The organism is Streptomyces sp. NPDC097129, assembly GCF_055668065.1.
The window spans coordinates 78156-102356 of record NZ_JBVOQE010000002.1 but is presented as its reverse complement, the minus strand read 5'-3'; the positions used below and the strand labels follow the sequence as shown (position 1 = coordinate 102356).

At 73.2% G+C, this 24201-nt stretch carries 21 protein-coding genes; 8 read left to right on the top strand and 13 right to left on the bottom strand.

Annotated features, from left to right (window positions below; genetic code table 11):
* The first annotated feature begins 84 nt into the window (after window positions 1-84).
* The 3 genes from AC0B9F_RS06315 (at window position 85) to AC0B9F_RS06305 (ending at window position 2689) form a co-directional block, all read left to right on the top strand.
* Window positions 85-1506 (top strand): S8/S53 family peptidase, encoded by a 1422-nt coding sequence (locus AC0B9F_RS06315; protein ID WP_471999127.1) that lies wholly within the window; start codon window positions 85-87, stop codon window positions 1504-1506.
* 62 nt (window positions 1507-1568) lie between these two features.
* Window positions 1569-2144 carry an RNA polymerase sigma factor gene (locus tag AC0B9F_RS06310; protein ID WP_471999126.1) on the top strand — a complete coding sequence of 192 codons (576 nt, stop codon included), beginning with the start codon at window positions 1569-1571 and terminating at the stop codon, window positions 2142-2144.
* A gap of 56 nt (window positions 2145-2200) precedes the next feature.
* Window positions 2201-2689 carry a hypothetical protein gene (locus tag AC0B9F_RS06305; protein WP_472000844.1) on the top strand — a complete coding sequence of 163 codons (489 nt, stop codon included), beginning with the start codon at window positions 2201-2203 and terminating at the stop codon, window positions 2687-2689.
* A gap of 18 nt (window positions 2690-2707) precedes the next feature.
* Here the strand turns inward: AC0B9F_RS06305 and AC0B9F_RS06300 are convergent, their stop codons facing one another.
* From AC0B9F_RS06300 to AC0B9F_RS06285, 4 genes are all read right to left on the bottom strand, one after another.
* Window positions 2708-3505 (bottom strand): N-formylglutamate amidohydrolase, encoded by a 798-nt coding sequence (locus tag AC0B9F_RS06300; RefSeq protein WP_471999124.1) that lies wholly within the window; start codon window positions 3503-3505, stop codon window positions 2708-2710.
* 1342 nt (window positions 3506-4847) lie between these two features.
* Entirely contained in the window at window positions 4848-7067 is a 2220-nt protein-coding gene (locus AC0B9F_RS06295; RefSeq protein WP_471999123.1) for an NADP-dependent isocitrate dehydrogenase, read from the bottom strand.
* 134 nt (window positions 7068-7201) lie between these two features.
* Window positions 7202-7606 carry a DUF4186 domain-containing protein gene (locus AC0B9F_RS06290; protein ID WP_471999121.1) on the bottom strand — a complete coding sequence of 135 codons (405 nt, stop codon included), beginning with the start codon at window positions 7604-7606 and terminating at the stop codon, window positions 7202-7204.
* 127 nt (window positions 7607-7733) lie between these two features.
* Window positions 7734-8825, bottom strand: coding sequence for a mechanosensitive ion channel family protein (locus AC0B9F_RS06285; RefSeq protein WP_471999119.1), 1092 nt, complete (start codon window positions 8823-8825; stop codon window positions 7734-7736).
* Window positions 8826-9245: 420 nt separating this feature from the next.
* Here AC0B9F_RS06285 and AC0B9F_RS06280 point away from each other — a divergent pair, with 420 nt between their 5' ends.
* Window positions 9246-9716: a molybdopterin-dependent oxidoreductase gene (locus tag AC0B9F_RS06280; RefSeq protein ID WP_472000842.1), complete on the top strand. Its 471-nt coding sequence runs from the start codon at window positions 9246-9248 to the stop codon at window positions 9714-9716.
* A gap of 165 nt (window positions 9717-9881) precedes the next feature.
* Here the strand turns inward: AC0B9F_RS06280 and AC0B9F_RS06275 are convergent, their stop codons facing one another.
* Together AC0B9F_RS06275 and AC0B9F_RS06270 are read right to left on the bottom strand one after the other, a co-directional pair.
* On the bottom strand, window positions 9882-10643 hold the full coding sequence (locus tag AC0B9F_RS06275; protein WP_471999118.1) for a crotonase/enoyl-CoA hydratase family protein: 762 nt from the start codon (window positions 10641-10643) through the stop codon (window positions 9882-9884).
* A gap of 65 nt (window positions 10644-10708) precedes the next feature.
* The gene (locus AC0B9F_RS06270; RefSeq protein WP_471999116.1) at window positions 10709-11683 is read right to left on the bottom strand and encodes a lysylphosphatidylglycerol synthase transmembrane domain-containing protein; all 975 of its coding nucleotides are present in this window, start codon (window positions 11681-11683) and stop codon (window positions 10709-10711) included.
* 150 nt (window positions 11684-11833) lie between these two features.
* On the opposite strand from AC0B9F_RS06270, the gene AC0B9F_RS06265 reads away from it, so the two are divergent.
* Window positions 11834-13738: an ABC transporter ATP-binding protein gene (locus tag AC0B9F_RS06265; protein WP_472000841.1), complete on the top strand. Its 1905-nt coding sequence runs from the start codon at window positions 11834-11836 to the stop codon at window positions 13736-13738.
* Window positions 13739-14403: 665 nt separating this feature from the next.
* Here the strand turns inward: AC0B9F_RS06265 and AC0B9F_RS06260 are convergent.
* Both AC0B9F_RS06260 and AC0B9F_RS06255 read right to left on the bottom strand, forming a co-directional pair.
* Entirely contained in the window at window positions 14404-15393 is a 990-nt protein-coding gene (locus AC0B9F_RS06260) for a pentapeptide repeat-containing protein (protein WP_471999114.1), read from the bottom strand.
* A gap of 99 nt (window positions 15394-15492) precedes the next feature.
* The gene (locus tag AC0B9F_RS06255; RefSeq protein ID WP_471999112.1) at window positions 15493-15885 is read right to left on the bottom strand and encodes a DUF4345 domain-containing protein; all 393 of its coding nucleotides are present in this window, start codon (window positions 15883-15885) and stop codon (window positions 15493-15495) included.
* Between the two features lie 92 nt (window positions 15886-15977).
* Here AC0B9F_RS06255 and AC0B9F_RS06250 point away from each other — a divergent pair, with 92 nt between their 5' ends.
* Complete coding sequence (locus tag AC0B9F_RS06250) at window positions 15978-16586, top strand: TetR/AcrR family transcriptional regulator (RefSeq protein ID WP_471999111.1); 609 nt, start codon at window positions 15978-15980, stop codon at window positions 16584-16586.
* Between the two features lie 13 nt (window positions 16587-16599).
* Here AC0B9F_RS06250 and AC0B9F_RS06245 read toward each other — a convergent pair whose 3' ends face one another.
* The 4 genes from AC0B9F_RS06245 to AC0B9F_RS06230 form a co-directional block, all read right to left on the bottom strand.
* A complete protein-coding gene (locus AC0B9F_RS06245) occupies window positions 16600-17085 on the bottom strand; it encodes a peptidylprolyl isomerase (RefSeq protein ID WP_471999110.1) in 486 nt (161 codons plus the stop codon).
* Window positions 17086-17572: 487 nt separating this feature from the next.
* Window positions 17573-18355, bottom strand: coding sequence for a 3-oxoacyl-ACP reductase (locus tag AC0B9F_RS06240; protein ID WP_471999109.1), 783 nt, complete (start codon window positions 18353-18355; stop codon window positions 17573-17575).
* Window positions 18352-19785, bottom strand: coding sequence for an aldehyde dehydrogenase family protein (locus AC0B9F_RS06235; RefSeq protein ID WP_471999108.1), 1434 nt, complete (start codon window positions 19783-19785; stop codon window positions 18352-18354). Before AC0B9F_RS06235 ends, AC0B9F_RS06240 begins: the two co-directional genes overlap by 4 nt.
* 8 nt (window positions 19786-19793) lie before the next feature.
* Entirely contained in the window at window positions 19794-21158 is a 1365-nt protein-coding gene (locus AC0B9F_RS06230) for a glutamine synthetase family protein (protein WP_471999106.1), read from the bottom strand.
* Window positions 21159-21301: 143 nt separating this feature from the next.
* Here AC0B9F_RS06230 and eat point away from each other — a divergent pair, with 143 nt between their 5' ends.
* Window positions 21302-22768 (top strand): ethanolamine permease, encoded by a 1467-nt coding sequence (gene eat / locus AC0B9F_RS06225; RefSeq protein WP_471999104.1) that lies wholly within the window; start codon window positions 21302-21304, stop codon window positions 22766-22768.
* Between the two features lie 33 nt (window positions 22769-22801).
* Complete coding sequence (locus AC0B9F_RS06220; protein ID WP_471999103.1) at window positions 22802-23524, top strand: gamma-glutamyl-gamma-aminobutyrate hydrolase family protein; 723 nt, start codon at window positions 22802-22804, stop codon at window positions 23522-23524.
* Here AC0B9F_RS06220 and AC0B9F_RS06215 read toward each other — a convergent pair.
* Window positions 23521-24150, bottom strand: coding sequence for a DUF1345 domain-containing protein (locus tag AC0B9F_RS06215; RefSeq protein WP_471999101.1), 630 nt, complete (start codon window positions 24148-24150; stop codon window positions 23521-23523). The two genes, AC0B9F_RS06220 and AC0B9F_RS06215, sit on opposite strands and share 4 nt — an antisense overlap.
* Between the last annotated feature and the right edge of the window lie 51 nt (window positions 24151-24201).

Below are 24201 nucleotides of genomic sequence, written 5' to 3'. Positions count from 1 at the left end.
ACATCCCCACCAGTGTGCCTCTGTATCAGTCGGGGACCCGGCGACTCTCACCTACGACGGTTGCCCCGAGGGGGAGGACGCGACATGCCACCACAGCGATTCCGGGAGCAGTTCGACCAGATCCAGCGCTCCATGCCGGGCGTGTCCCTGGCCCTGGGCCCGGACGACGCCGCGGAGTTCGTGTTCGAAAAGGGCGTCGTCCTCGTGCGCGACGGCGACGACGCCGCGTTCGTCGAGGACGCCGTCCGCGCGCACTTCACCGCCACCGACGGCCTGGACCCGGCCCCTGTGCGGCGCGCGGGCCCGCGGGCCGGCCGCTCCGGCATCACCCGCGTCCAGGTCGCCGACCCCGGCCGGGGCACCCACCCCGGCGACCCCGTCGTCGGCCACGCGCTGCGCGCCGTACGGCAGGCCGAGGACCGCACCGGACGCCGCCTGGTCAGCCGCAACCACGTGGTGTCCATCGCGGTGAACTCCTGCCCCGGCGACGAGCCGGTGCCCGCCGGACGCGCCACCGGCCCCAACCCGGCGCCCGCCGGGGGCGATTACGACCCGGAGCGGGCCGTGGGCGTGCTGGTGATCGACAACGGTCTCAGCCACGACTACCGCGCCCACCCACTCCTCGCCCACACCCGGGGCGACCTGCATCCCCGGGAGACCGACGAGTCGGGCGTGCTGCGCCAGTACATGGGCCACGGCACGTTCATCGCCGGGCTCGTCGCCGCCGTCGCTCCCAGCACCGACATCACCGTCCTCGGCACCCTCAACGACGCCGGCGCCATCCTGGAGTCCGAGTTCGGCGACAAGCTCTTCGAGGCCGTCGACCGGCACGGCTGGCCCGACATCCTCAGCCTGTCGGCCGGTACCTCCAACGGCCGCACCGACGGCCTGCTCGGCGTCGACGCCTTCATGCGCGAACTGCGCGAGCAGCGCACCCTGCTGGTGGCCGCGGCCGGCAACAACTCCAGCGCCGGCCCGTTCTGGCCCGCCGCCTACGCCACCGTTCCCGGTTTCGAGGACGCGGTGCTCAGCGTCGGCGCGCTGCGCGACGACGGCGAGTTCGGCGCCTGCTTCACCAACCACGGCCCATGGGTGCGGGCCTACGCCCCCGGCGAGCGCCTCACCAGCACCTTCACCGGCTTCACCACACCCGTTCCCTACGTCTACCACCACTCCACCTACGATGCCTGCCGCTACGGCTTCACCTACGCCTGCACCTGCACCACGCCCGGCCACACCGGGCTGCTCAGCGAGGACGGGGACGCCGGCGCCAAGCCGGACCAGGTGATGTTCGAGGGGCTCGCGCACTGGAGCGGCACCTCCTTCGCCACCCCGGTCGCCGCCGGGCTCGTCGCCGCGCACATGAACGCCCGCAAGGAGACCGACCCGCGCACCGCACGGACCCAACTGCTCGCCGCCAACCGAGAGTTCGCCGAGGTTCGCGGGGCGCACGTGCCCGCGCTGCGGCCGCCCACCTGGCGCCCGGCGCCCGCCCCGGGCTCATGACGGCCGGGGCGGCCACCTGTACGGCGTACCATGACGTGCCGTACACGAGGGGTGGGGCAGTCGTGGACCGTGCAGAGGTCGGCACGCTGGTCCGGTCCGCCGTCGACGGTGACGGCGCGGCCTGGAAAGCGCTGGTGGAAGGGCTCAGCCCGCTGGTCTGGTCCGTGGTGCGCGCGCACCGGCTCTCGGACGCCGACGCGCACGAGGTCTACCAGACCGTGTGGTTCCGCTTCGCCCAGCACCTGGGGCGGCTGCGCGAGCCCGACAAGGCGGGAGCCTGGCTGGCCAGCACCGCGCGGCACGAGTCGCTGAAGGTGATCAGGAGTCTGCAACGGCTCACCCTGACCGACGATCCGCACCTGCTGGACCGAGCCAGCGAGGAGGACACGCCCGAGCAGTCGCTGCTGCAGGCGGAGGAGGCCGCCGCCGAGAGCGAGCGCATCCGTCGGCTGCGGCGGGAGCTGGGGGCGATGGGGGAGCGGTGCCAGGGGCTGCTGCGGGTGCTGATGGCCTCGCCGCCGCCCAGCTATCAGGAGGTGTCCGCGGCGCTCGGCATCGCCGTGGGCAGCATCGGCCCGCTGCGCCAGCGCTGCCTGCGCCGGCTGCGGGCGCGACTGGACGCACGGGGGGTGCGGTGAACGACAACGACGGCTTCGGCCTCCGGCCGGTGGGTGACGACGACGGCTTCGGGACGGTGAACGACGACGACGGCTTCGGGCCGGTGGGCGACGGTGTGGGGCCGGTCGAGGGAGAGGAACTGGACCGGCTGGAAGGGGAGTTGCGCGCGGCCGCGGACGTGCTGGACCCGCTGCCGGCCGCGCTGAGCGCGATCGCCGTGGAGGCCTACGCCCTGCACGACCTCGACGCGCGGATCGCGGAGCTGACCTTCGACTCCCTGACCGACGCGCTGCCGGTGCGCGGGGCGACGGACGCACCGCGGATGCTGACCTTCCAGGCGGGGGAGCTGACGGTCGACGTGGAGGTGGGCGCCGAGGGGCTGTACGGGCAGGTGCTGCCGCCGCAGCAGGCGAGCGTGGAGGTGCTGACCGGACCGCACGCCGGCGCCGCGCTGACGGCCGACACGATGGGCCGCTTCACCGCCGCCGCGCCGCCCGCCGGGCCGTTCGCACTGCGGCTGCGGACCGGCGGGGACGTGGTCGTCACGGAGTGGCTGCGGGCCTGACCGGGAACGTGCCGCGGATCAGCCGGAGACGGCGTCCACGAGACGGGCCAGGGCGCCGGCGAGCTTGCCGAGGCCCGGCCCGGAGGGTCCGCCCGGCTCGCTCATGTAGGTGTCCCGGCGGATCTCCACCATCAGCGCGCTGACCCGCGGTTCACGGCCGTAGAAGTCCAACGGCACGTACGTCCCGCTGAACGGGCTGTCCAGGCCCGTCTCCCCGCACCCGGCGAACGCCTCGCGCGCCGCCTTCAGCAGGGCGGGCGGGGTGTGGAAGGCGTCCGTGCCCAGGCACACCGGCGGGCGCACGCCGGTGCCGTGCAGCTCGTAGGGCAGCGGAGCGGTCGGATACGAGTGCACGTCGACGATCACGACCCGCCCGACGGCGTCGAGCCGCTGCGCGACGGCCTCCGTCATGGCCTGCGCGTAGGGCCGGAAGTACCGCTCCAGCAGCGGCTCGGGGTCGTGCCCGTCGGGCCGCAGCACCTCCCGGTGCGTGGTCCGCGTGTACACGGCGCCCATGCCGACGGCCGTCATCTCCTCCCGCTCGTCCGGGAACCGCTCCGGATCCACGACCAGCCGCGACATCCGGTTGACGAACCGCCACGGCGTGACGCCGGCCAGCCGGGCCGCCGCTTCGGCGATCTCGGCGGTGTGCGCGTCGGTGATGTGGTCCAGCTCCCGCGCGAGCGCGGCGTCGTCGAGCACGATGCCGGTGCGTACGTCGCCGGGTATCTCCCGCGCGGAGTGCGGCACATGCAGAAGCACGGGCGACGCGGCCGCTCCGGGCAGCAGCTCGAAGGACGGCTCGACTGGGGTCATGGGGCGGCTCCGGGGACGTCGTCGGTGGCAGGGTGCATGATCAAGGTGCCACATCGCACACCGCCAAGGAGCCCTGCAGGGAAACGGCACGCCTACGCCGCCCCGCAGCGGAGGCGCGAGTCCTCGTGCCCTCGAGCCCGGCCTACCGGCCGCCGGCGCGCCGACGTGTCCTCACGGGCACCCGCCGGGTCGGCGCGGGTGCCCGCGCCCCGGCGAACGCCGGCTCGGCGGAGGCCGGCACGCGCTCGTACCCGCGAACGCCCGGCTCCCGCCGCTGGCGCGCCCATGTGTCCTCACGGGGGTCCGCAGGGGGTGGCGCGGGTGTCCCTCCGCCGGGTAGGTGCCTGCTCGGCGGAGTCGGTGTGGGCTCGTGCCTCCAGGGGGTGTCGCCCCAGCTGGGCGGCGGCGTGGGCGTCCTTGCGTCGGCGACGGTGGCTTCCTCGGGGGCCGGCCTGCGCGCTCGTGTCCGCGAACGCCCGGCCTCCTGCCGCTGGCGCGCTCATGTGGCCTCACGGGGGTCCGCAGGGGGCGCGGGTGCCCCTCCGCCGGGTAGGCGCCTGCTCGGCGGAGTCGGCGGGTGCTCGTGCCCCCAGGGGGCGTTGCCCCGCCGGGCGGCGGTGTGGGCCCCTTGCGTCGGCGGACGCCGGTTTCCCCGGGGGCCGGCGTGCGCTCGTGCCCGCGAACGCCCGGCCTCCCGCCGCTGGCGCGCCCATGTGTCCTCACGGGGTCCGCAGGGGGCGGCGCGGGTGTCCTTCCGCCGGGTAGGTGCCTGCTCGGCGGAGTCGGCGGGTGCTCGTGCCCCCAGGGGGCGTTGCCCCGCCGGGCGGCGGCGTGGGCGTCCTCGCGTCGGCGGACGCTGGCTTCCCCGGGGGCCGGCACGTGCTCGGGCCCGCCGCCGGGCCCGCTGCCGGTGCGCCGACGTGTCCTCATGCGGGCCGCAGGGAGCTGTGCGGGCGTCCCTGCACCGATGGGCGCCCGCTCGGCGGCGGCCGACCGCGGGCTCGGGCTCGCCCCAGGGGGGACCTTGTCCCGCCGGGCGTTCCCGCACCGGTGGGCGCCCGCACCGGTGGGCGCCCGCACCGGTGGGCGCCCACAGGGGTGGGGTGCGCTCATGTCTCGTAGCCCATCGGCTTCAGTGACCGGACCGGGCCGGACCGGATCGGACCGTTCGGGGCTCCGTGGGGGTAGGCGCTGGCAGGGCATCTGCCCCGCAGACGCCTCCGGCAGCGCATCCCTGCCCCGGAAAGCATCCCGGCAGCGCGTCCGCGCCCGTACGCACCTCCGCCCCGGCCGCGTGGTGTGCGGGCGGGGCGGGGGCGGTTGGGGCGGTGGGGCGCCGGTGTCAGGTCAGGGACGCCAGGGCCTCGTTCCAGGTGGCCGACGGGCGCATGACCGCGGCGGCCTTGGCCGGGTCGGGCTGGTAGTAGCCGCCGATGTCGACCGGCTTGCCCTGGACGGCGTTCAGCTCTTCGACGATCTTCTGCTCGTTCGCGGCCAGCGTCTCCGCGAGCGGCTGGAAGGCCTTGGCCAGCTCGGTGTCGTCGCTCTGCTGCGCCAGCTCCTGCGCCCAGTACAGGGACAGGTAGAAGTGGCTGCCGCGGTTGTCGATGCCGCCGACACGACGGGTCGGGGACTTGTCCTCGTTGAGGAAGGTCGCCGTGGCCCGGTCGAGGGTGTCGGCGAGGACCTTGGCCCGCGTGTTGCCGGTGGCCTCGGCGAACTGCTCGAAGGACGGGACGAGCGCGAAGAACTCACCGAGGGAGTCCCAGCGCAGGTAGTTCTCCTTGACCAGCTGCTGCACGTGCTTGGGCGCGGAGCCGCCGGCGCCGGTCTCGAACAGGCCGCCGCCCGCCATCAGCGGGACGACCGACAGCATCTTGGCGCTGGTGCCCAGCTCCAGGATCGGGAACAGGTCGGTCAGGTAGTCACGCAGGACGTTGCCGGTCACCGAGATGGTGTTCTCGCCGCGGCGGATGCGCTCCACCGACAGCTTGGTGGCCTCGACGGGGGACAGGATGCGGATGTCCAGGCCCTCGGTGTCGTGCTCCGGCAGGTACTGCTTGACCTTGGCGATCAGGTTGGCGTCGTGGGCGCGCTCCTCGTCCAGCCAGAACACGGCCGGGTCGCCGGTTGCGCGGGCGCGGGTGACGGCCAGCTTCACCCAGTCCTTGATCGGCGCGTCCTTGGTCTGGCAGGCGCGGAAGATGTCGCCGGCCTCGACGCTCTGCTCGATCAGGACGGCACCGGAGGCGTCGACGAGGCGGACCGTGCCGGCGGCCGCGATCTCGAAGGTCTTGTCGTGGGAGCCGTACTCCTCCGCCTTCTGCGCCATCAGGCCGACGTTCGGCACCGAGCCCATGGTGGACGGGTCGAACGCGCCGTTGGCCTTGCAGTCCTCGATGACGGCCTGGTACACGCCGGCGTAGGAGGAGTCCGGGATGACGGCGAGGGCGTCGTGCTCCTGGCCGTCGGCGCCCCACATGTGGCCGGACGTGCGGATCATCGCCGGCATCGACGCGTCGATGATCACGTCGGAGGGGACGTGCAGGTTGGTGATGCCCTTGTCGGAGTCGACCATGGCCAGCTCCGGGCCCTCGGCCAGCTCGGCCTCGAAGGACGCCTTGATCTCGTCGCCCTCGGGCAGGGCGTCCAGGCCCTTGAGGATGCCGCCCAGACCGTCGTTCGGGGTCAGGCCGGCGGCGGCGAGCTTCTCGCCGTACTTCTCGAACGTCTTAGGGAAGAAGGTGCGCACCACGTGACCGAAGATGATCGGGTCGGAGACCTTCATCATCGTGGCCTTCAGGTGCACGGAGAACAGCACACCCTCCGCCTTGGCGCGGGCGACCTGCGCGGCGAGGAACTCGCGCAGCTCGGCGACGCGCAGCACGGACGCGTCGACGACCTCGCCGGCGAGGACCGGTACGGACTCGCGCAGCACCGTGGTGGTGCCGTCGGCGGCCACCAGCTCGATCCTCAGCGTGCCGTCCTGCTCGACGACCACGGACTTCTCGGTGGAGCGGAAGTCGTTCTCGCCCATGGTCGCCACGTCGGTCTTGGACTCGGAGGACCAGGCGCCCATGCGGTGCGGGTGGGTCTTGGCGTAGTTCTTCACGGAGGCGGGGGCGCGGCGGTCGGAGTTGCCCTCACGCAGGACCGGGTTCACGGCGGAACCCTTGATCTTGTCGTAGCGGGCGCGGATCTCGCGCTCCTCGTCGGTCTTCGGCTCGTCCGGGTAGTTCGGCAGCGCGTAGCCCTGCCCCTGCAGCTCGGCGATCGCGGCCTTGAGCTGCGGGATGGACGCCGAGATGTTCGGCAGCTTGATGATGTTCGCGGCCGGCGTCTTGGCCAGCTCGCCCAGCTCGGTCAGCGCGTCCGGGATGCGCTGGTCCTCGGTGAGGTACTCCGGGAACACGGCGATGATGCGCCCGGCCAGCGAGATGTCGCGGGTCTTCACATCGACACCGGCCTGCGAGGCGTACGCCTGGACCACCGGCAGGAAGGAATACGTCGCCAGGGCCGGGGCCTCGTCAGTGTGCGTATAGATGATGGTCGAGTCAGTCACCGGGTGCTCCGCTCCACGTCTGCAACATTGCTCGACATCAAGATATCTCGTGATGCGGTCCGGCTCGACAAGGGTCCTGGCCGGAAATCACGCCGCGGCCCGGTCCGCGCCCGGCCGCGTGGCCGCCGGGCGGCTCAGTCGCGGCGGACCGTGTCCGGGCCGGTACCGCCGGTCATCTCGCGCGCGATCCAGCGGCAGATCACCTCCACCACGTACTCACGCTCGACGGGGGTCAGCTCGCGGCCCTTGGGGATGCCGTGCCAGCGCTGGAGGCAGCTGCGGCAGCAGGTCGCGGTCGCGTGCTGGGCGACGAACACCGGGTGGCCGCGGTAGGGCGTCTGCTTGCCGTCCTTGTACGGCTCGGCCGGCGCGAGCCGCTTCGCGATCAGGTCGTGGGCGTGCCGGCGGATCGTCGCCGGGCCCTTCAGCTCGGCGGTGGCCCGGTCGCGGCCGCGCAGCCGGAACTTCGACCGGAACGGCTGGCGCGCGAGGGCTTCCAGCCGCCGGTCGATGTGGTGGGGATTGGTGGGGGAGGTCATTCCGCTTCCGAGCGTAAGCGCTCCTCGGGGGGCCGTGCGCAATCCGGGGAGGTCGGAGGCGGTCGTCTGGCGCCTGCGGGTGCGTCGTGGCTGGTCGCGCGGTTCCCCGCGCCCCTTCGGGGTGCGGCTACTGCCCGGGGAGGGAACCCGACCGCGCGTCCTCGGAGATGCGCTGGTGCGGGATCGTCGCCTGGCCCTGCTGGAGGGTGACCGTGCGGGCCGGGGCCGGGATGTGGATGCCCTCCGCGCGGTAGCGCTTGTGCAGGCGCTTGATGAACTCGTGCTTGATCCGGTACTGGTCGCTGAACTCCCCGACGCCCAGGATCACCGTGAAGCCGATCCGCGAGTCGCCGAAGGTGTGGAAGCGGATCGTCGGCTCGTGGTCCGGCAGCGCCCCGGCGACGCCGGTCATCACCTCGGCGATCACCTCGTTGGTCACCCGCTCCACATGGTCCAGGTCGCTGTCGTACGCCACCCCGACCTGCACCAGGATCGTCAGGTCCTGCTCGGGCCGGGAGAAGTTGGTCATGTTGGTCTTGGCCAGCTGGCCGTTCGGGATGACGACGAGGTTGTTGGACAGCGCCCGCACGGTCGTCTGCCGCCAGTTGATGTCCTCGACGTAGCCCTCCTCCCCGCTGCTCAGCCGGATGTAGTCGCCCACCTGCACGGTCTTGGAGGCGAGGATGTGGACGCCGGCGAAGAGGTTCGCGAGCGTGTCCTGCAACGCCAGCGCGACGGCCAGACCGCCCACGCCCAGGGCGGTGAGCAGGGGCGCGATCGAGACGCCGAGGGTCTGCAGCACCACCAGGAAGCCGATCGCCAGGACCAGCACCCGGGTGATGTTCACGAAGATCGTCGCCGACCCGGCGACACCGGAGCGCGACTGGGTCACCGCGCGGACCAGCCCGGCGACGACGCGGGCCGCCGACAGGGTCACGACGAAGATCAGCCACACGGTCAGGGACTGGTTGACGGTCCGCTGCACCGCCCGGGTCAGCGGCAGCACGGCCGCCGCCGCGGCGGCGCCGCCCGCGACGGCCGCCCAGGGCACCACCGTGCGCAGGGCGTCCACGACGACGTCGTCGCCGCTCCACTTCGTCCGCTTGGCGTGCTTGGCCAGCCAGCGCAGCAGGGTGCGGGAGAAGAAGGCCGCCAGCAGGCCCGCCGCCAGGGCGATGCCGGCCAGCACCAGGTCGTCCAGGGTCGGCGCGCGGTTCACCGGCCGCCTCCGGGAAGACGGTCGTCCACGGCCGACGGCGGGATGTGAGGTCTCGTCACGTTGTCACCTGCTCGAACTGCTTGTGTCGGGGATGCGCGCCGCACGCGCCCGACGGGGCGTCAGAGCGCGGCGCGAGCGCTCATCCTGCCGTATCCGGGACAGCAGTTCGACACCGGGCGGGGACGCGGAGAGCAGCCGCGGTTCGCTTCCGACGGCCCCTGACCGCCCTTTCCGTGCCCGTCCAGGGCGTCTGGCCCCGGCGCTGGGGAACACCGGTACCCCTGACGCACATGCGCCGTTCGGCATACTTGTACCATCGCACAAGCGCCGCCAGTCGGCCGGTTTGGATGGCATCTGCGTTTCCCTCCGTCCGGCGTACGGGTACGGTCCCCCGGGAGGTGGTACTCCGTGAGCCCATCCATGACGGAACCGGACGTCGCGGCGGCCGGACCGGTCGCCGAGGTCGCGTTGACCGGGGATCTCGCGCGTCCGGCGCGGATCACCGTGTCCGATCTGCTCGCCTGGCCCCTGCACGCGGCGCGGGTCAGCTTCGAATGCGCCACCAGCGGGACGCAGGACCACACGTTCGAGGGCCCGCTGCTCCACGACGTGCTGTCCGCCGCCGGTCCCGGGTTCGACCCGGCCCGCCGCAAGGACCGGCTGCGTTTCCTGATCGCCCTCACCGGCACCGACGGCCACCACGTCGTCCTGTCCTGGGCGGAGATCGACCCGGACTTCGGACGGGCCCCGGTCCTGCTCGCGGTGGCGGCGGACGGCGCGCCGCTGGACCGGGCCGGACCCCAGCTCGTCCTGCCCCAGGACCGCTGCGGCGGCCGGTACATCAGCGGCATCACCGCCATCCGGGTGGACGGCGGCTACCGCGCGCGGTGACCATCGGTCCGGTGCGGGGCAGCCACACCCGGTCACGCGGCAGCGGGAGTTCTGTGAAGCGCAGCCCGGTGGCGGCAGCCGGAAGCGGAGGCACACGGGCGCGCGCCAAGCCCATGGGCGGCCCTGCTGTGCCGTACCGAGGGCTGTGCCGTACCGAGGGCCGGGTCAGCCGTCGAACGACCCGTGCCGCCCCGCACCCGACGCGAAGCGGCCGGCGCCCCGCGTCGCCTCCTGCAACACGCCTGTCCCGTGGGCGAGTTCGACGCGCAGCGCCTGTCGTTCGTCCAGCCCCTCCTGGTCCAGGACCGCCGCGCGGTCGGAGCGCAGACAGTCCTGCGGGAGGCGCGCCAGGACGGCGGCCAGTTCCTCGGCGGCGGCGCGTGCGGTGCCGGTGGGGACCACACGGGTGGCCAGCCCGATCTCGTACGCCTCCCGAGCCGGTACCGGGCGGCCGGTGAGGATCATGTCCAGCGCGCGGCCGGTGCCGATCAGCCGGGGCAGCCGTACCGTGCCGCCGTCGATCAGCGGCACTCCCCAGCGGCGGCAGAAGACGCCGAACACCGCGTCCTCCTCGGCGACCCGCAGATCGCACCACAGCGCCAGCTCCAGCCCGCCGGCCACCGCGTGCCCCGCGACGGCGGCGATCACCGGCTTGGACAGCCGCATCCGGGTCGGCCCCATCGGCCCGTCTCCGTCCTCGGAGACCCGGTTGCCACGCTCCCCGCCCATCGCCTTCAGGTCCGCGCCCGCGCAGAACGTGCCGCCCTCCCCCCACAGCACCGCCACCCGTGCCTCGTCGTCCGCCTCGAAGGCCCGGAACGCGGCGGCCAGTTCCGCGGCCGTCGGCCCGTCCACGGCGTTGCGCACCTCGGGGCGGGACAGGACGACCGTGGTGACGTGATCTCGTCGTTCGACGCGGACCGGCATGACGGATCCCCCCTCTGGGCGGCGCTGTACGGCGACACCCGCAGGTTACTCGCGAGTCGCCGCCCTCAGATCACCTTCAGGCGTACCAGCGCTCCCAGCGTCAGCGCACCCGGCAGCAAAGGCAGCCACACGGTGAGGATCCGGTAGGCCAGCACAGCCGCCGTCGCCACGGCCGCCGGACCGCCCGCCGCGACCAGGGCCACCACCAGCGCGGCCTCCACCGAGCCGACCCCGCCCGGTGTGGGCACCAGCGCCACCGCCACGGTCGCCGCGAGGTAGGCCACCGCGATGTGCGCGGGCGGGACGGGAAGGTCCAGTGCCTGCCCGACCAGGACCAGACCCGCCGCCTGCAGCGCCGGGAAGGCCAGCGAGCCGCCCCACAGCGCCAGGGCGCGCGCGGGGCGCGTGTGCACCGAGCGGGCCTCGCCGAGCGCGGTGCGCAGGAAGCCGTACGCCGCCGTGCGCAGCCGCCGTACGCAGGCCAGCGTCACGCCCGCGGCCAGCGCCAGCGCGGCGGCGGCCGCCACCAGCGGCAGCAGCGCGCCGCCGGGCAGCAGCGTGCCGACGCTCAGTGCGTCCGGGAAGGCGATCAGCAGCACCGACAGCAGGACGAGCCTGCCCACGGACTCGGCGAGCATGTACAGGGCCAGGGCCGCCGAGGAGCGGGCCAGCGGCACCCCGCACACCGTCATGAAACGCAGGTTGACCGCGCTCGCGCCGAGCCCGGTGGGCAGCAGATGGTTGGCGGCGCCGGCCGCGAACTGGGTGGCCAGCAGCCGCCGCCGGGGCAGCCGTTCGACGAGGGCACCCTGCCGGGTGAAGGACGCCGCCACCCAGGTCAGACAGGTCGCGCCGGCCGCCGCCAGCAGCCACGGCCACTCGGCGGTGCGCAGCTGGCCGAACCCTTCGGCGAGCGTGGCGCGGTGCCGCACGGCGACGACGGCGACGAGCAGGAGCGGAAGCAGACACAGCACCTGCCGGACCGGGACGCGACGGGGGAGTCGTCCCTGCGGCAGTGGGGGGAGGGAGACGGTGGTCACATCCGGAGAGGTTCTCGGCACCGCGCCAACGGCGGGTTGCGGAAGCGGGGACGGCACATTGCGTACGGTCATCGGATCCTTCGAACGGGGGGACGGACGGCGGACATTGACCTCAACGATGATTGAGGTTCTACGTTTCTGTCCATGAGCATGGAAACCACCGCCTGGACGCAGTTGCACAGCGTCATGACCGCTCAGCAGGAGCGGCGACCCTTCGACCTCGCGACGCTGCGCCGCATCGGCGCCTTCGCCCGCCCGCACCGCCGCCGTATCGCCGTGTTCGTGATGCTCGGGGTGGGGACCGCGCTGCTGGCCGTGGCCACCCCGATCCTCGCCGGACGCGTCGTCGACGCGATCGTGTCGGGCGGCGAGGCGGCCCACGTCGTACGCCTCGCCCTGCTCATCGCGCTCATCGCGGTGGCCGAGGCCGCGCTGGGCATCCTCTCGCGGCGGCTGTCGGCCACGCTCGGCGAGGGGCTCATCCTCGATCTGCGCACGGCTGTGTTCGATCATGTGCAGCGCATGCCGGTCGCGTTCTTCACACGGACCCGTACGGGAGCCCTGGTCTCCCGGCTCAACAACGACGTCATCGGCGCCCAGCGCGCCTTCAGCAACACCCTGTCCGGCGTGGTCAGCAACCTGGTCACGCTGCTGCTCACGCTCGCGGTCATGCTGACGCTGTCCTGGCAGATCACCCTGCTCGCGCTGGTGCTGCTGCCGGTGTTCGTGGTCCCGGCCCGGCGGATGGGCAGCCGGATGGCCCGCATGCAGCGGGAGGCGGCAGCGCTGAACGCGTCGATGGGCACGCGGATGACCGAGCGCTTCTCGGCCCCCGGTGCCACGCTCGTGAAGCTCTTCGGGCGGCCGGAGGAGGAGTCGGTGCAGTTCGCGCTGCGCGCCCGGCGCGTCGCCGAGATCGGCGTCCGCACCGCCACCGCCCAGTCCGCGTTCATCACCGCCCTGACCCTGGTCTCCGCGCTCGCCCTCGCCCTGGTCTACGGCCTCGGCGGCTTCTACGCCCTGCGCGGCACGCTGCAGGCGGGCGCCGTCGTCTCCCTCGCGCTGCTGCTGACCCGGATGTACGCGCCGCTCACCGCGCTCGCCGGGGCCCGGGTGGAGGTGATGAGCGCCCTGGTCAGCTTCGAGCGGGTCTTCGAGGTGCTCGACCTCAAGCCCCTGATCGTGGAGAAGCCGGACGCCCGCGAGGTGCCCGACGGGCCGGTCGGCGTCGAGTTCGACGACGTCCGCTTCGCCTACCCGGCCGCCGACCAGGTCTCCCTCGCGTCCCTGGAGGAGGTGGCCGCCCTCGACACACGCGGCGGCGCCGAGGTCCTGCACGGCATCTCCTTCAGCGCCGAACCCGGCCAGACCGTCGCCCTCGTCGGCTCCTCCGGCGCCGGCAAGTCGACCATCGCCCAACTGCTGCCGCGGCTGTACGACGCCGACGCCGGCGCGGTCAGAGTCGGCGGCGCCGACGTCCGCGACCTGACCTTCCGCTCGCTGCACGACACCGTCGGCATGGTCACCCAGGACGGCCACCTCTTCCACGACAGCGTCCGCGCCAACCTGCTGCTCGCCCGCCCCGAGGCGAGCGACGACGAACTGTGGGACGCGCTGCGCCGCGCCCGCCTGGACGACCTCGTCCACTCCCTGCCCGACGGCCTGGACACCGTCGTCGGTGAGCGCGGCTACCGGCTCTCCGGCGGCGAACGCCAGCGCATGACGATCGCCCGGCTGCTGCTCGCCCGCCAGCGCGTGGTCATCCTCGACGAGGCCACCGCCCACCTCGACAACACCTCGGAGGCGGCCGTCCAGGAGGCGCTGGCCGAAGCCCTCGCCGACCGCACCGCCGTCGTCATCGCCCACCGGCTGTCCACGGTGCGGACGGCCGACGTGATCCTGGTGGTGGAGGCGGGCCGCATCGTGGAGCGCGGCACGCACGAGGAGCTGCTGGCGGCAAAGGGACGGTACGCCGAACTGCACCGGACCCAGTTCGCCCGGCCGGAGGGCGCGGCCGGGGCCGCCAAGCGGCTGACGGGGGAGACGGTGGCCTGAGGGCGACGCCGGGCGGCTGTGCACCCGGTCGGAGGAGAGCACCGGCCGGGCCGCGATCCGTCTCGGGGTTCCGGACGCGACCCGGCCGGAGTCGTGGATTCCGGTGCGGTGCCGGTGACTTCAGTCAACAGCGCCCGCCCGCCCGCCGCATCTCCAGCGCACCGAACGGCCGAACCCACCGACGCCGGCGACCGGGGCTTATGCCGCGGGAGCCCCGCACCGGAGGCCGGGGCTTACGTCTCCGGAGCTGCGGCACTGGCGGCGGGGTGTCATGTCACCTGGGTCCGGGCGCTGGCGGCTGGGGCTTACGTCTCCGAGCTGCGGTATCGGCGGCCGGGTGTCAGGTCACCTGAGTCCCGGCACCGGCGGCCGGGTGTCACGTCACGTGAGCCCTGGCGCCGGCGGCTGGGGCTTACGTCTCCGAGCTGCGGTACCGGCGGCCGGGTGTCACGTCACCAGAGCCCCGGCACCGGCGGCCGGGCCTCACGTCACCGGGACCCGGGCACCGGCGGCCGGCCCGTCTTCAGGACCCCGGCATGGCGGGCGCCCCGTACGTCTTCAGGACCCCGGCATGGCGGGCGGGCCGTACGTCTTGTGGGCCCCGCAACCGCGGGCGCGCGGTCCCAGTTCGCCGGAACCCCGGCACCCCGCACCCGCTCCCCGCGTCACCAGTGGCCCGGTCGTTCCAGTCCCGTCGGGAGGAGCGTGGACGCGTCGCCCCTGGCCGCGTTCAGCTGGGCCTGGGTGACGAAGAGCGCGCCGGAGAGGTCGGCGCCCGAGAGGTCGGCGTCGCGCAGGTCCGCGCCGATCAGGTCGGCCGAGCGCAGGTCGGCGCGCTGGAGGGTGGCCGCGATCAGCAGCGTGCCGCGCAGACTGGCGCCCCGCAGGTCGGCGCCGGCCAGCCGGGCCCCGATCAGATCGGCCCCGCGGTGGTCGCGGCGCCGGCCGGGCAGGCCGCCCCGCGTCAGTTCGCTGGCCCGCAGCAGCAGCTCGTTCACCTCGCCGCGCAACGCGTTCACGTCCACCGCGCGGATCTCCTCGGCGCTGCCCCGGGTGATTTCCTCGATACGGCCGGACGCGCGCCGCAGGTCACGGTGGACGGGCCGGGCCGCCGCGAGGCCGAGCGCCTCGGTGACGTACCGGAGCAGCTCGTGCAGCTGCCGCATCACCGGGAACACGGCGAACATCGCCCCGGCCGTGCCCGGCGCGCTGCGCCAGTCCGTGCCGCCGAAGGTGACCTGGGAGACCTTCTGGCCCGCCCCGAAGCAGTCGAAGACGGTGCAGCCCGGATAGCCCCGCTCCCGCAGGTCGGTGTGGATCCCGCAGCGGAAGTCCGCCTGGAGGTTCCCGCACGCCTTCCCGGCGGGCTTGTCGGCGGCGAAGTCGGCGGAGCGGGCGAACGGCAGCGCGACGCAGCACAGCCCGAAGCACGACGCGCAGTCGGCCTGCAGGTCCGCCCGGCGTGGCGCGGGAAGCGGCCGTTCAGCGCCGCCGGACGCCTCCTCCTTGCCCCGCGCCGCCTCCCGGGACGACGGGGCCTGCGGCGACCGGCGACCGCCACGTCCGCTCCCGGCGGCGTCGGCGCCCCGGCGCGCGGACGGGGCGGGGCGCTTGCGGCCCCCGGCGGGGGAGGGGGTTCCGTGCTGTCGGGACACCGTGCATGCTCTCCAAGGACGAGACGAGCGCCGTCGGCGCTGCGCAGACCGGCTGTCCATTCTCGCAGAGCGCGCCCGGACCCCGGCCGGCCCCGGATGTCACGCCGTGACCGCCGCCTCGTCGCTGTCCGCCAGCCACAACAGCACCGGCGACAGCCCCAGTTCCACGACCGCCAGCAGGATCTGGAACCAGTGCGGCCGGCCCGCGACGGCCAGGGACAGCAGCCGCGCGGCCCCGCCCAGCAGGAACACCCCGGTCAGCACCCGGACCACGGCCGCCGGGACGGGGGACTGCCGCACCGCCCACAGCCAGGCCAGCCCGTACCCGGCGAAGACCGCCCCCATGAACCGCCCGAAACTGTCGAGGGTCGGCCCCGCCGAACCGGCGCCGGGGATCGCGGCGTTGCCGAGCAGCACGTGGAAGAGGCCGATGGCCATGCACGCGTACCCCATCGTCCAGGCGAGTCCCCGCAGCGCCCCGGCTCTGGTCATGGCGAACGCCCCCGTCACGTAGTAGACACACGTCCAGTAATGCGTTCAGGGTAGGCGCCGCTAGTAGACACATGTCAAGTAACATGCCGCCCATGTCCCCTCGCCGCCGCCTCAGCCCCGACGAACGCCGGGCCGAGATCCTCGCCGTCGCCGCGCGGCAGTTCGCCGAGCGCCCCTACGACGAGGTGCTGATGGAGGACGTCGCCGAACGCGCGGGCGTCTCCCGCGCGCTGCTGTACCGCTACTTCCCGAGCAAGCGGGACCTGTTCGCCGCGCTCTACCGGCAGGTCGCCGAGCGGCTGCTCGACCTGACCCGGCTCGACCCCGCCGAGGACCTGGCGGACCAGCTGGCCCAGGGCCTGGACGTGCACATCGCGTACTTCGCGGAGAACCGCAACACCGTCCTCGCGGCCAACCGGGTCCTGGCGGGTGACCGGCTGATCCAGACGATCATGACCGATGAGCTGGACGCCCTGCGCGAGCGCCTGCTCGGCGTCCTTCCGGTCGCCGACGCGGGCACCCGGCAGGCCGTCTCCGGCGTCCTGAAGAGCTGGCTGGTCTTCGTCCAGGTGCTGTGCGTCGACTGGCTGACCGAGCCGACGTGCACCCGCGCCGAACTGCGGGACGTGTGCGTGGGTGCCGTGCTGGGCGCCTTGCGCCCCCTGCTTCAGGAGGACCCGGCGCCCGGCCGGCCGTACTGAGTGACGCCGGGCCTCAGGCCTGCACGACCTCGGCGGAGTTGATCACGACCTGCTGCTTGGGCACGTCCTGCGCACCCGTCGGGACCTGCGCGATCGCGTCGACGACGTCCTTGCCCTCGACGACCTCGCCGAAGACCGCGTAACCCCAGCCGTCCTGGCCCGGGTAGTTCAGGAAGTCGTTGTCGCTGACGTTGATGAAGAACTGCGCGCTCGCCGAGTGCGGAGCGGACGTCCGCGCCATGGCGACGCTGTACTTGACGTTCTTCAGGCCGTTCTTCGCCTCGTTCTCCACCGTGCGCGGGGCGGGCTTGATGCGCATGTCGGTGCCGTGGCCACCGCCCTGGATCATGAAACCGTTGATGACCCGGTGGAAGATCGTTCCTGCGTAGTGGCCGCTGTTCAGGTACTGCAGGAAGTTCTCGACCGTCTTCGGGGCCTTGGCGTCGTCGAGGCTGAGGACGATGTCGCCCATCGTCGTCGAAAGGCGGACGTTGGTCATGACTGCTTCTCCACTCGCTGTACGTCGTCTCTTCCCTGCCCGAACAGGCACGGGAAACACGTCAGTCTTTCACAGGCCCTCCGGATGCACCGTGTCCCACTGGTCCGGCACGACGGAACCGTCCTGACGGAGCACCGGGCCGCGCGTCCCGTCCGGACGCCCGTAGCCGGTCGTGGCGCACGGATACGGGTCCGCCCTGCGCGGCGCCGGGCGGGGCGCAGGTGCCGCAGGCGTTGTCGCCGTACCAGGCCGGTGAGGGAGCGAGGACCGGGCACGCGCGCGGCGTGGACTGCGCCACGGCCGGGCGGCCGGCGGCCAAGGGACCTGGCGGTCAGGGCCAGGGCCGCGCCGGCCACCTGCCATCGACGGCTCTTGCCGAAGATGGGATACGCCTGCTGGGGGTGCGGAACGCCGGGGCTGCGGAAACATGCGGACGGCCGCCGGCCTCGCGAGCGGGCCGGCGGCCGTCCGGGGCGGCGGGCAGGGCCTACAGCGGCGTGACGTACGCGCCCGCGATACCGCCGTCGACGAGGAACTCGGCGGCGTTGACGAAGGAGGAGTCGTCGCTGGCGAGGAACGCCACGGCGGCCGCCATCTCCTCCGGCTCGGCGAACCGTCCCACCGGCACGTGCACCAGACGGCGCGCGGCCCGCTCCGGGTCCTTGGCGAACAGCTCCTTCAGCAGCGGGGTGTTGACCGGACCGGGGCACAGCGCGTTGACGCGGATGCCCTCCCGGGCGAACTGCACGCCCAGCTCCCGGGACATCGCCAGCACGCCGCCCTTGGAGGCGGTGTAGCTGATCTGCGAGGTCGCCGCGCCCATGACGGCGACGAAGGAGGCGGTGTTGATGATCGACCCCTTGCCCTGGCGGCGCATGTAGGGCAGCGCCGCCTTGCAGCACAGGTAGACGGAGGTGAGGTTGACCTCCTGGACGCGCTTCCAGGCCTCCAGGCCGGTCTCCAGGATGGAGTCGTCGTCGGGCGGCGAGATGCCCGCGTTGTTGAAGGCGACGTCGACGCTGCCGTACGTGTCGTAGGCGGTCTTGAACAGGGCTTCGACCTGCTCCGGGTCGGTCACGTCGACCTGCACGAACAGGCCCCCGGTCTCCTCGGCGGCGGCCTTGCCGGCGGCCGCGTCGATGTCGGCGCACACGACGTGCGCGCCCTCGGAGGCGAGCCGGCGCGCGCTGGCCAGGCCGATGCCGCTGCCGGCTCCGGTGACGACGACGGTACGGCCGACCAGGCGGCGGCAGATGGCGGACTCGGTCACGGTTGGTTCTCCTCGGTGCTGATGAAGACGTTCTTGGTCTCGGTGAAGGCGGTGAGGGCGTCGGGCCCCAGCTCCCGGCCGATGCCGGACTGCTTGAACCCGCCGAACGGGGTCCAGTAGCGGACGCTGGAATGGGAGTTGACGGACAGGTTCCCGGCGGCGACCGCCCGTGAGACGCGGATCGCGCGGCCCACGTCCCGGGTCCACAGGGAGCCCGACAGGCCGTAGTCGGTCGCGTTGGCCAGGCGTACGGCGTCCGCCTCGTCGTCGAAGGGCAGGACGACGGCGACGGGGCCGAAGATCTCCTCGACGGCCGCCGGGTCGTCGGGGCGGCCCTCCAGGACCGTCGCCGGGTACCAGAAGCCCTTGCCCTCGGGGGCCTCGCCGCGGATGACGACCGGGGCGCCGTCGGGGACGTAGGAGCGCACGCGTTCGCGCTGGGCGGCGGAGATCAGCGGGCCCATCTGCGTCCCGGGGTCCGCCGGATCGCCCACCCGCCATGCCGTGACGGCCGGTTCGAGCAGCTGGAGGAAGCGGTCGTACACCTCGCGCTGGACGAGGATGCGGCTGCGGGCGCAGCAGTCCTGGCCGGTGTTGTCCAGGAAGGAACCGGGGGCCGCGGCGGCGGCCTGCTCCAGGTCGGCGTCGGCGAAGACGATGTTCGGGCTCTTGCCGCCGAGTTCGAGGGTCACCCGCTTGAGCTGCGCCGAGCCCCTCGCCAGCACCTGCCTGCCGACGGCCGTGGACCCGGTGAACACCACCTTGGCGACGTCCGGGTGCTCGACGAGCGCGGCGCCGGTGACCGGTCCGGCGCCCGGCAGCACCTGGAACAGCCCCTCGGGCAGCCCGGCCTCCAGCGCCAGCCGGGCCAGCCGCATCGCCGTCAGCGGCGTCGTCTCGGCGGGCTTGAGCAGCACCGCGTTGCCCGCGGCCAGCGCCGGGGCCACGCCCCAGCAGGCGATCGGCATCGGGAAGTTCCACGGCGCGATCACCGCGACGACCCCGAGCGGCTCGTGGAAGGTGACGTTCAGCCCTCCCGCCACCGGGATCTGACTGCCTGTCAGGCGTTCGACGCCGCCGGCCGCGTAGTCGAAGAGGTCGCGGGCGTTGCCGGCCTCCCAGCGGGCGTTGCCGATCGGATGGCCGGCCTCCAGGACCTCCAGTCCCGCCAGCTGCTCCAGATGGCCGTCGATGACGGCGGCGAAGCGGCGCAGCAGCCGGGCCCGGTCGCCGGGCGCGAGCGCGGCCCAGGCGGTCTGGGCGCGCGCGGCGCGGGCGACGGCCTCAGCCACCTCCGCCGCGCCGGTGGCCGCGACGGTGGCGACGACCTCCTCGGTCGCCGGATTGACGACCTCGTGCTCGGAGGGCTCGGAGGGTCGGGAGTGCTCGGCGGGCGCGGTGCGCCCGGCGTGCGCGGAGTGTTCGGACAAGGGGTTCCTCACATGCGCTCGAAGGAACGGAAACGCTCCCAGTCGGTGATGGCGGAGTCGAAGGCGTCCAGCTCGACGCGGGCCATGTTCAGGTAGTGCTCGACCACCTCGTCGCCGAAGGCGGCCCGCGCGATCGGGGAGGACCGCCACAGCTCGGCGGCCTCCCGCAGGGTGCCGGGCACGTGCCGGGCGTCGCTCGTGTACGCGTTGCCGGTGCACGCCTCGGGCAGGGCCAGCTCGTGCTCGACGCCGTACAGCCCGGCCGCGACCAAGCCCGCGACCGCCAGATAAGGGTTGACGTCGCCGCCCGGCAGCCGGTTCTCCAGGCGGTGCCCGGGGCCGTGGCCGATGACCCGCAGCGCACAGGTGCGGTTGTCGGGGCCCCAGGCGACGGCGGTCGGCGCGAAGGAGCCCGGGCGGAATCGCTTGTAGGAGTTGATGCTCGGCGCGTACAGCAGGGTGAAGTCCCGCATCGCCGCCAGCTGTCCCGCCAGGAAGTGCTCCATCAGCGGGGACATCCCGTACGGCCCGTCGCCCGCGAGGACGGGACGGCCGGCCTCGTCGCGCAGCGAGAGGTGGATGTGGCAGGAGTTGCCCTCGCGCTCGTCCCACTTGGCCATGAAGGTGAGGGACACGCCCTCCTGGGCGGCGATGGTCTTGGCGCCGGTCTTGTAGATGCTGTGCTGGTCGCAGGTGGTCAGCGCCTCGTCGTAGCGGAAGGCGATCTCGTGCTGTCCGAGGTTGCACTCGCCCTTGGCGGACTCCACGGTCAGGCCGGCCGCGCCCATCTCGTTCCGGATGCGCGCCAGCAGCGGCTCGACGCGTGCGGTGCCCAGCAGCGAGTAGTCGACGTTGTACTGGTTGGCGGGCGTCATCTCGCGGTAGCCGCGCGACCAGGCCGCCTCATAGGTGTCCTTGAAGACCATGAACTCCAGCTCGGTGCCCGCGTACGCGGTCCAGCCGTGCTCGGCGAGCCGGTCCAGCTGGCGGCGCAGGATCTGGCGCGGGGAAGCCACCACCGCCGAGCCGTCGTGCCAGGCCAGATCGGCGAGCAGCAGCGCGCTCCCCGCGTCCCAGGGCGTGCGGCGCAGGGTCGTGGGGTCGGCGTGCATCGCGAAGTCGCCGTAGCCGCGCTCCCAGGAGGACATGGCGTAGCCGCCGACGGTGTTCATGTCGGTGTCCACCGCGAGGAGGTAGTTGCAGCCCTCGGTGCCGTGGTGGAGGACCTCGTCGAGGAAGAAGCGGGCGGCGAACCGCTTGCCCTGGAGCCTTCCCTGCATGTCGGTGAAGGCGAGGACGACAGTGTGGATCTCCCCGGTGTCGACGAGTGTCACCAGGTCGTCGACGCTGAGCGGGGGCGTACGGTCAGCCACGGAACGGCCTCCTGTCGGTACGGACGGAGACCCTAAGGTATGCATACAGACCTTTGTATAGGAAGAGGCTGAGGGGCTTGCGCTCGGCAGTCCGGAGCGCAAAGGTGTGCACCCGTACCTTTCATCGAGGTAGGGAGCGGCCCATGACCGAGGGCACCGACGCACGCCTGACACCGTCTTCCCCCACAGCGCCCCCGTCGCCGGACGACGGCTATCTTGAGCGGCGCACCCTGCGCCGCGGCAGCGCCGGATGGCTGCTGCTGACCGGCCTGGGCGTGGCCTACGTCGTCTCCGGCGACTACGCCGGCTGGAACTTCGGCCTCGCCGAGGCAGGTTTCGGCGGCCTGGCCGCCGCCGCCCTGCTGATGGGCGTGATGTACACCTGCCTGGTCTTCTCGCAGGCCGAGATGGCCGCCGTACTGCCCACCGCCGGCGGCGGCTACGGCTTCGCCCGGCGGGCGCTGGGTCCCTGGGGCGGGTTTCTCACGGGCACCGCGATCCTCATCGAGTACGTCCTCGCCCCGGCCGCCATCTCCATCTTCATCGGCGACTACGTCGAGTCCCTGCACCTGTTCGGACTGACCTCCGGCTGGCCCGTGTACCTCGCCTGCTTCGCCCTGTTCATCGGCATCCACCTGTGGGGCGTCGGCGAGGCACTGCGCTTCAGTTTCGTCGTCACCGGCATCGCGGTCGCCGCCCTGATCGTCTTCGCCGTCGGGGCCCTCACCCGGTTCGACGCCGGCCGGCTCGACGACATCCCCGTCGACCACACGGCCTTCGCCGCCGGCTCCTGGCTGCCGTACGGACTCCTCGGCATCTGGGCGGCCTTCCCCTTCGGGATGTGGTTCTTCCTCGGCGTCGAGGGGGTGCCGCTGGCCGCCGAGGAGACGAAGGACCCGGCGCGCTCCCTGCCCAGGGCCATGGCCCTGTCCATCGGCATCCTGCTCGTCCTGGCGCTGGTCACCTTCCTCACCGCGACCGGGGCGCACGGCTCCGCAGCGATCAAGGACGCCGGCAATCCGCTGGTCGCCGCGCTGGAAGGCGACGGAGGGCCCACCGCGCTGAGCCGGTTCGTGAACTACGCGGGTCTCGCCGGGCTCGTCGCCTCCTTCTTCTCCCTCATCTACGCCGGCTCCCGCCAGCTCTTCGCCCTCTCCCGGGCCGGTTACCTGCCCCGCTTCCTGTCCCTGACCAGCCGCCGCAAGGCGCCCTACCTCGGCCTGCTGGTGCCCGGCGCGCTCGGTTTCGCGCTCGCCGCCGGCACCGGCGACGGCGCGCGCATGCTCAACGTCGCCGTGTTCGGCGCGACCATCTCCTACGCCTTGATGGCGCTGTCCCACATCGTGCTGCGCCGCCGCGAACCGCGGCTGCCGCGGCCGTACCGCACGCCCGGCGGCGTCGTGACCTCCTCGGTGGCCCTCGTCCTGGCGTGCGCCGCGCTCGACGCGACCTTCCTGGTGGACCAGACCGCCGCGCTCATCGCGCTCGCCGTGTACGCGGTCGCCCTCGTCTACTTCGCCCTCTACAGTCGGCACCGTCTGGTCGCCTCCGCCCCCGAGGAGGAATTCGCCGCGCTGGCGGCCGCCGAGGCCGAACTCGAACGCGACTGATCCCCGCCCTGCGCCCCGGAAGGAAAGAACCCCGTGCCCACGCCTGTCATCGGCATCAGCACCTACCTCGAGTCCTCCGTGCGGTGGGGCGTGTGGGACCTGCCCGCCGCCGTCCTCCCGGCCGGCTACCACGAGCTGGTGCAGCGCTGCGGCGGGCTCGCGGCGCTGCTGCCGCCGGACGACCCGGGTGCCGCCGAGGAGACCGTCGCCCGCCTGGACGGCCTGGTCGTGGCCGGCGGCCCCGACGTCGACCCCGTCCGCTACGGCGCCGAACGCCACCCGCGCACCGGCCCCGCCCACGAGCGCCGCGACGCCTGGGAACTCGCCCTGATCCGCGCCGCGCTCGCGCAGGGCACCCCGCTGCTCGGCATCTGCCGGGGCATGCAACTGCTCAACGTGGCCCTCGGCGGCACCCTCGTGCAGCACCTGCCGGACGTGGTCGGACACGGCGGCCACTGCGGGCCGCCCGGAGTCTTCGCCCGGCACGTCGTCAAGCCGGTGCCGGGCACCCGGCTGGCCGCGGCGCTCGCCGGGGCCGTCACCGTGCCGACCTACCACCACCAGGCCCTGGACCAGCTGGCCGAGGGCCTGACGGCGAGCTGCCACGCCGAGGACGGCACTGTCGAGGCCGTCGAGCTGCCCGGCCCCGGCGGTTTCGCGGTGGGCGTGCAGTGGCATCCGGAGGCCGGGCGGGACGACCGGGTGATGGAAGCCCTGATCACGGCGGCCCGGGCCCGGCGGGACACGGGCGGTTAGGTCAGCGCGGCCACCAGGTTCGCCACCGTGACCGTGTTGAAGACGAAGGCGATGACCGCGTTCGCCGCCACCGTCCGGCGCATCTCCCGCGAGGTGACGTTGACGTCGGTCGTGCCGAACGTCGTCATGACCGACAGGGCGAAGTAGACGTAGTCCGCCCAGGCCGGGGAGTCCTCGCCGGGGAAGTCGAGCGCCTTCTCGTCCTCCACGAGGTTGTCCGCGTGGAAGGCGACCGCGAAGGACAGCATCACGCAGACCCAGGCGCACACGACGAGCGTCAAGGTCGCCACCACCCGCGGGGCCTGGGGCAGCGACGAGCCGATGTGGCCCGGCCGCCACACGACCGCCACCACCAGCGCGGCCGCGGCGATGAAGATCGACACCCCGGGGCCGGGCGCCGTCCCGAACACGTAGCGCTGGAGCAGCGTGCCCCGGGTGGTGCGGTCGGCCCAGGTGCGAATGTGCTCCGGAGCCGCCAGGGAGAAGGCGGTCACCGTGACGGTGAGGTAGGAGAGGAGATAGACGAACATCACCAGCACGCCGACGTCCGCGCCCGCGATCCCCGCCGACCCGCTGTTCAGCACCAGCGCGAGGACGAGCACGGCGCCGGCGGTGAGCGTACTCATCGCCGCACGCCGGCGTTCGGAGAGCCAGGAACGCACCAACGGACTCCCTCG

Bases quoted from the DNA above. Each gene is read 5' to 3' on its own strand.
- AC0B9F_RS06315 (WP_471999127.1), top strand. From the start codon at position 85: ATGCCACCACAGCGATTCCGGGAGCAGTTCGACCAGATCCAGCGCTCC.
- AC0B9F_RS06300 (WP_471999124.1), bottom strand. From the start codon at position 3,505: ATGACCCCAGTCGAGCCGTCCTTCGAGCTGCTGCCCGGAGCGGCCGCG.
- AC0B9F_RS06290 (WP_471999121.1), bottom strand. From the start codon at position 7,606: ATGACCTCCCCCACCAATCCCCACCACATCGACCGGCGGCTGGAAGCC.
- AC0B9F_RS06280 (WP_472000842.1), top strand. From the start codon at position 9,246: ATGACGGAACCGGACGTCGCGGCGGCCGGACCGGTCGCCGAGGTCGCG.
- AC0B9F_RS06275 (WP_471999118.1), bottom strand. From the start codon at position 10,643: ATGCCGGTCCGCGTCGAACGACGAGATCACGTCACCACGGTCGTCCTG.
- AC0B9F_RS06265 (WP_472000841.1), top strand. From the start codon at position 11,834: ATGGAAACCACCGCCTGGACGCAGTTGCACAGCGTCATGACCGCTCAG.
- AC0B9F_RS06255 (WP_471999112.1), bottom strand. From the start codon at position 15,885: ATGACCAGAGCCGGGGCGCTGCGGGGACTCGCCTGGACGATGGGGTAC.
- AC0B9F_RS06250 (WP_471999111.1), top strand. From the start codon at position 15,978: ATGTCCCCTCGCCGCCGCCTCAGCCCCGACGAACGCCGGGCCGAGATC.
- AC0B9F_RS06245 (WP_471999110.1), bottom strand. From the start codon at position 17,085: ATGACCAACGTCCGCCTTTCGACGACGATGGGCGACATCGTCCTCAGC.
- eat (WP_471999104.1), top strand. From the start codon at position 21,302: ATGACCGAGGGCACCGACGCACGCCTGACACCGTCTTCCCCCACAGCG.
- AC0B9F_RS06215 (WP_471999101.1), bottom strand. From the start codon at position 24,150: ATGAGTACGCTCACCGCCGGCGCCGTGCTCGTCCTCGCGCTGGTGCTG.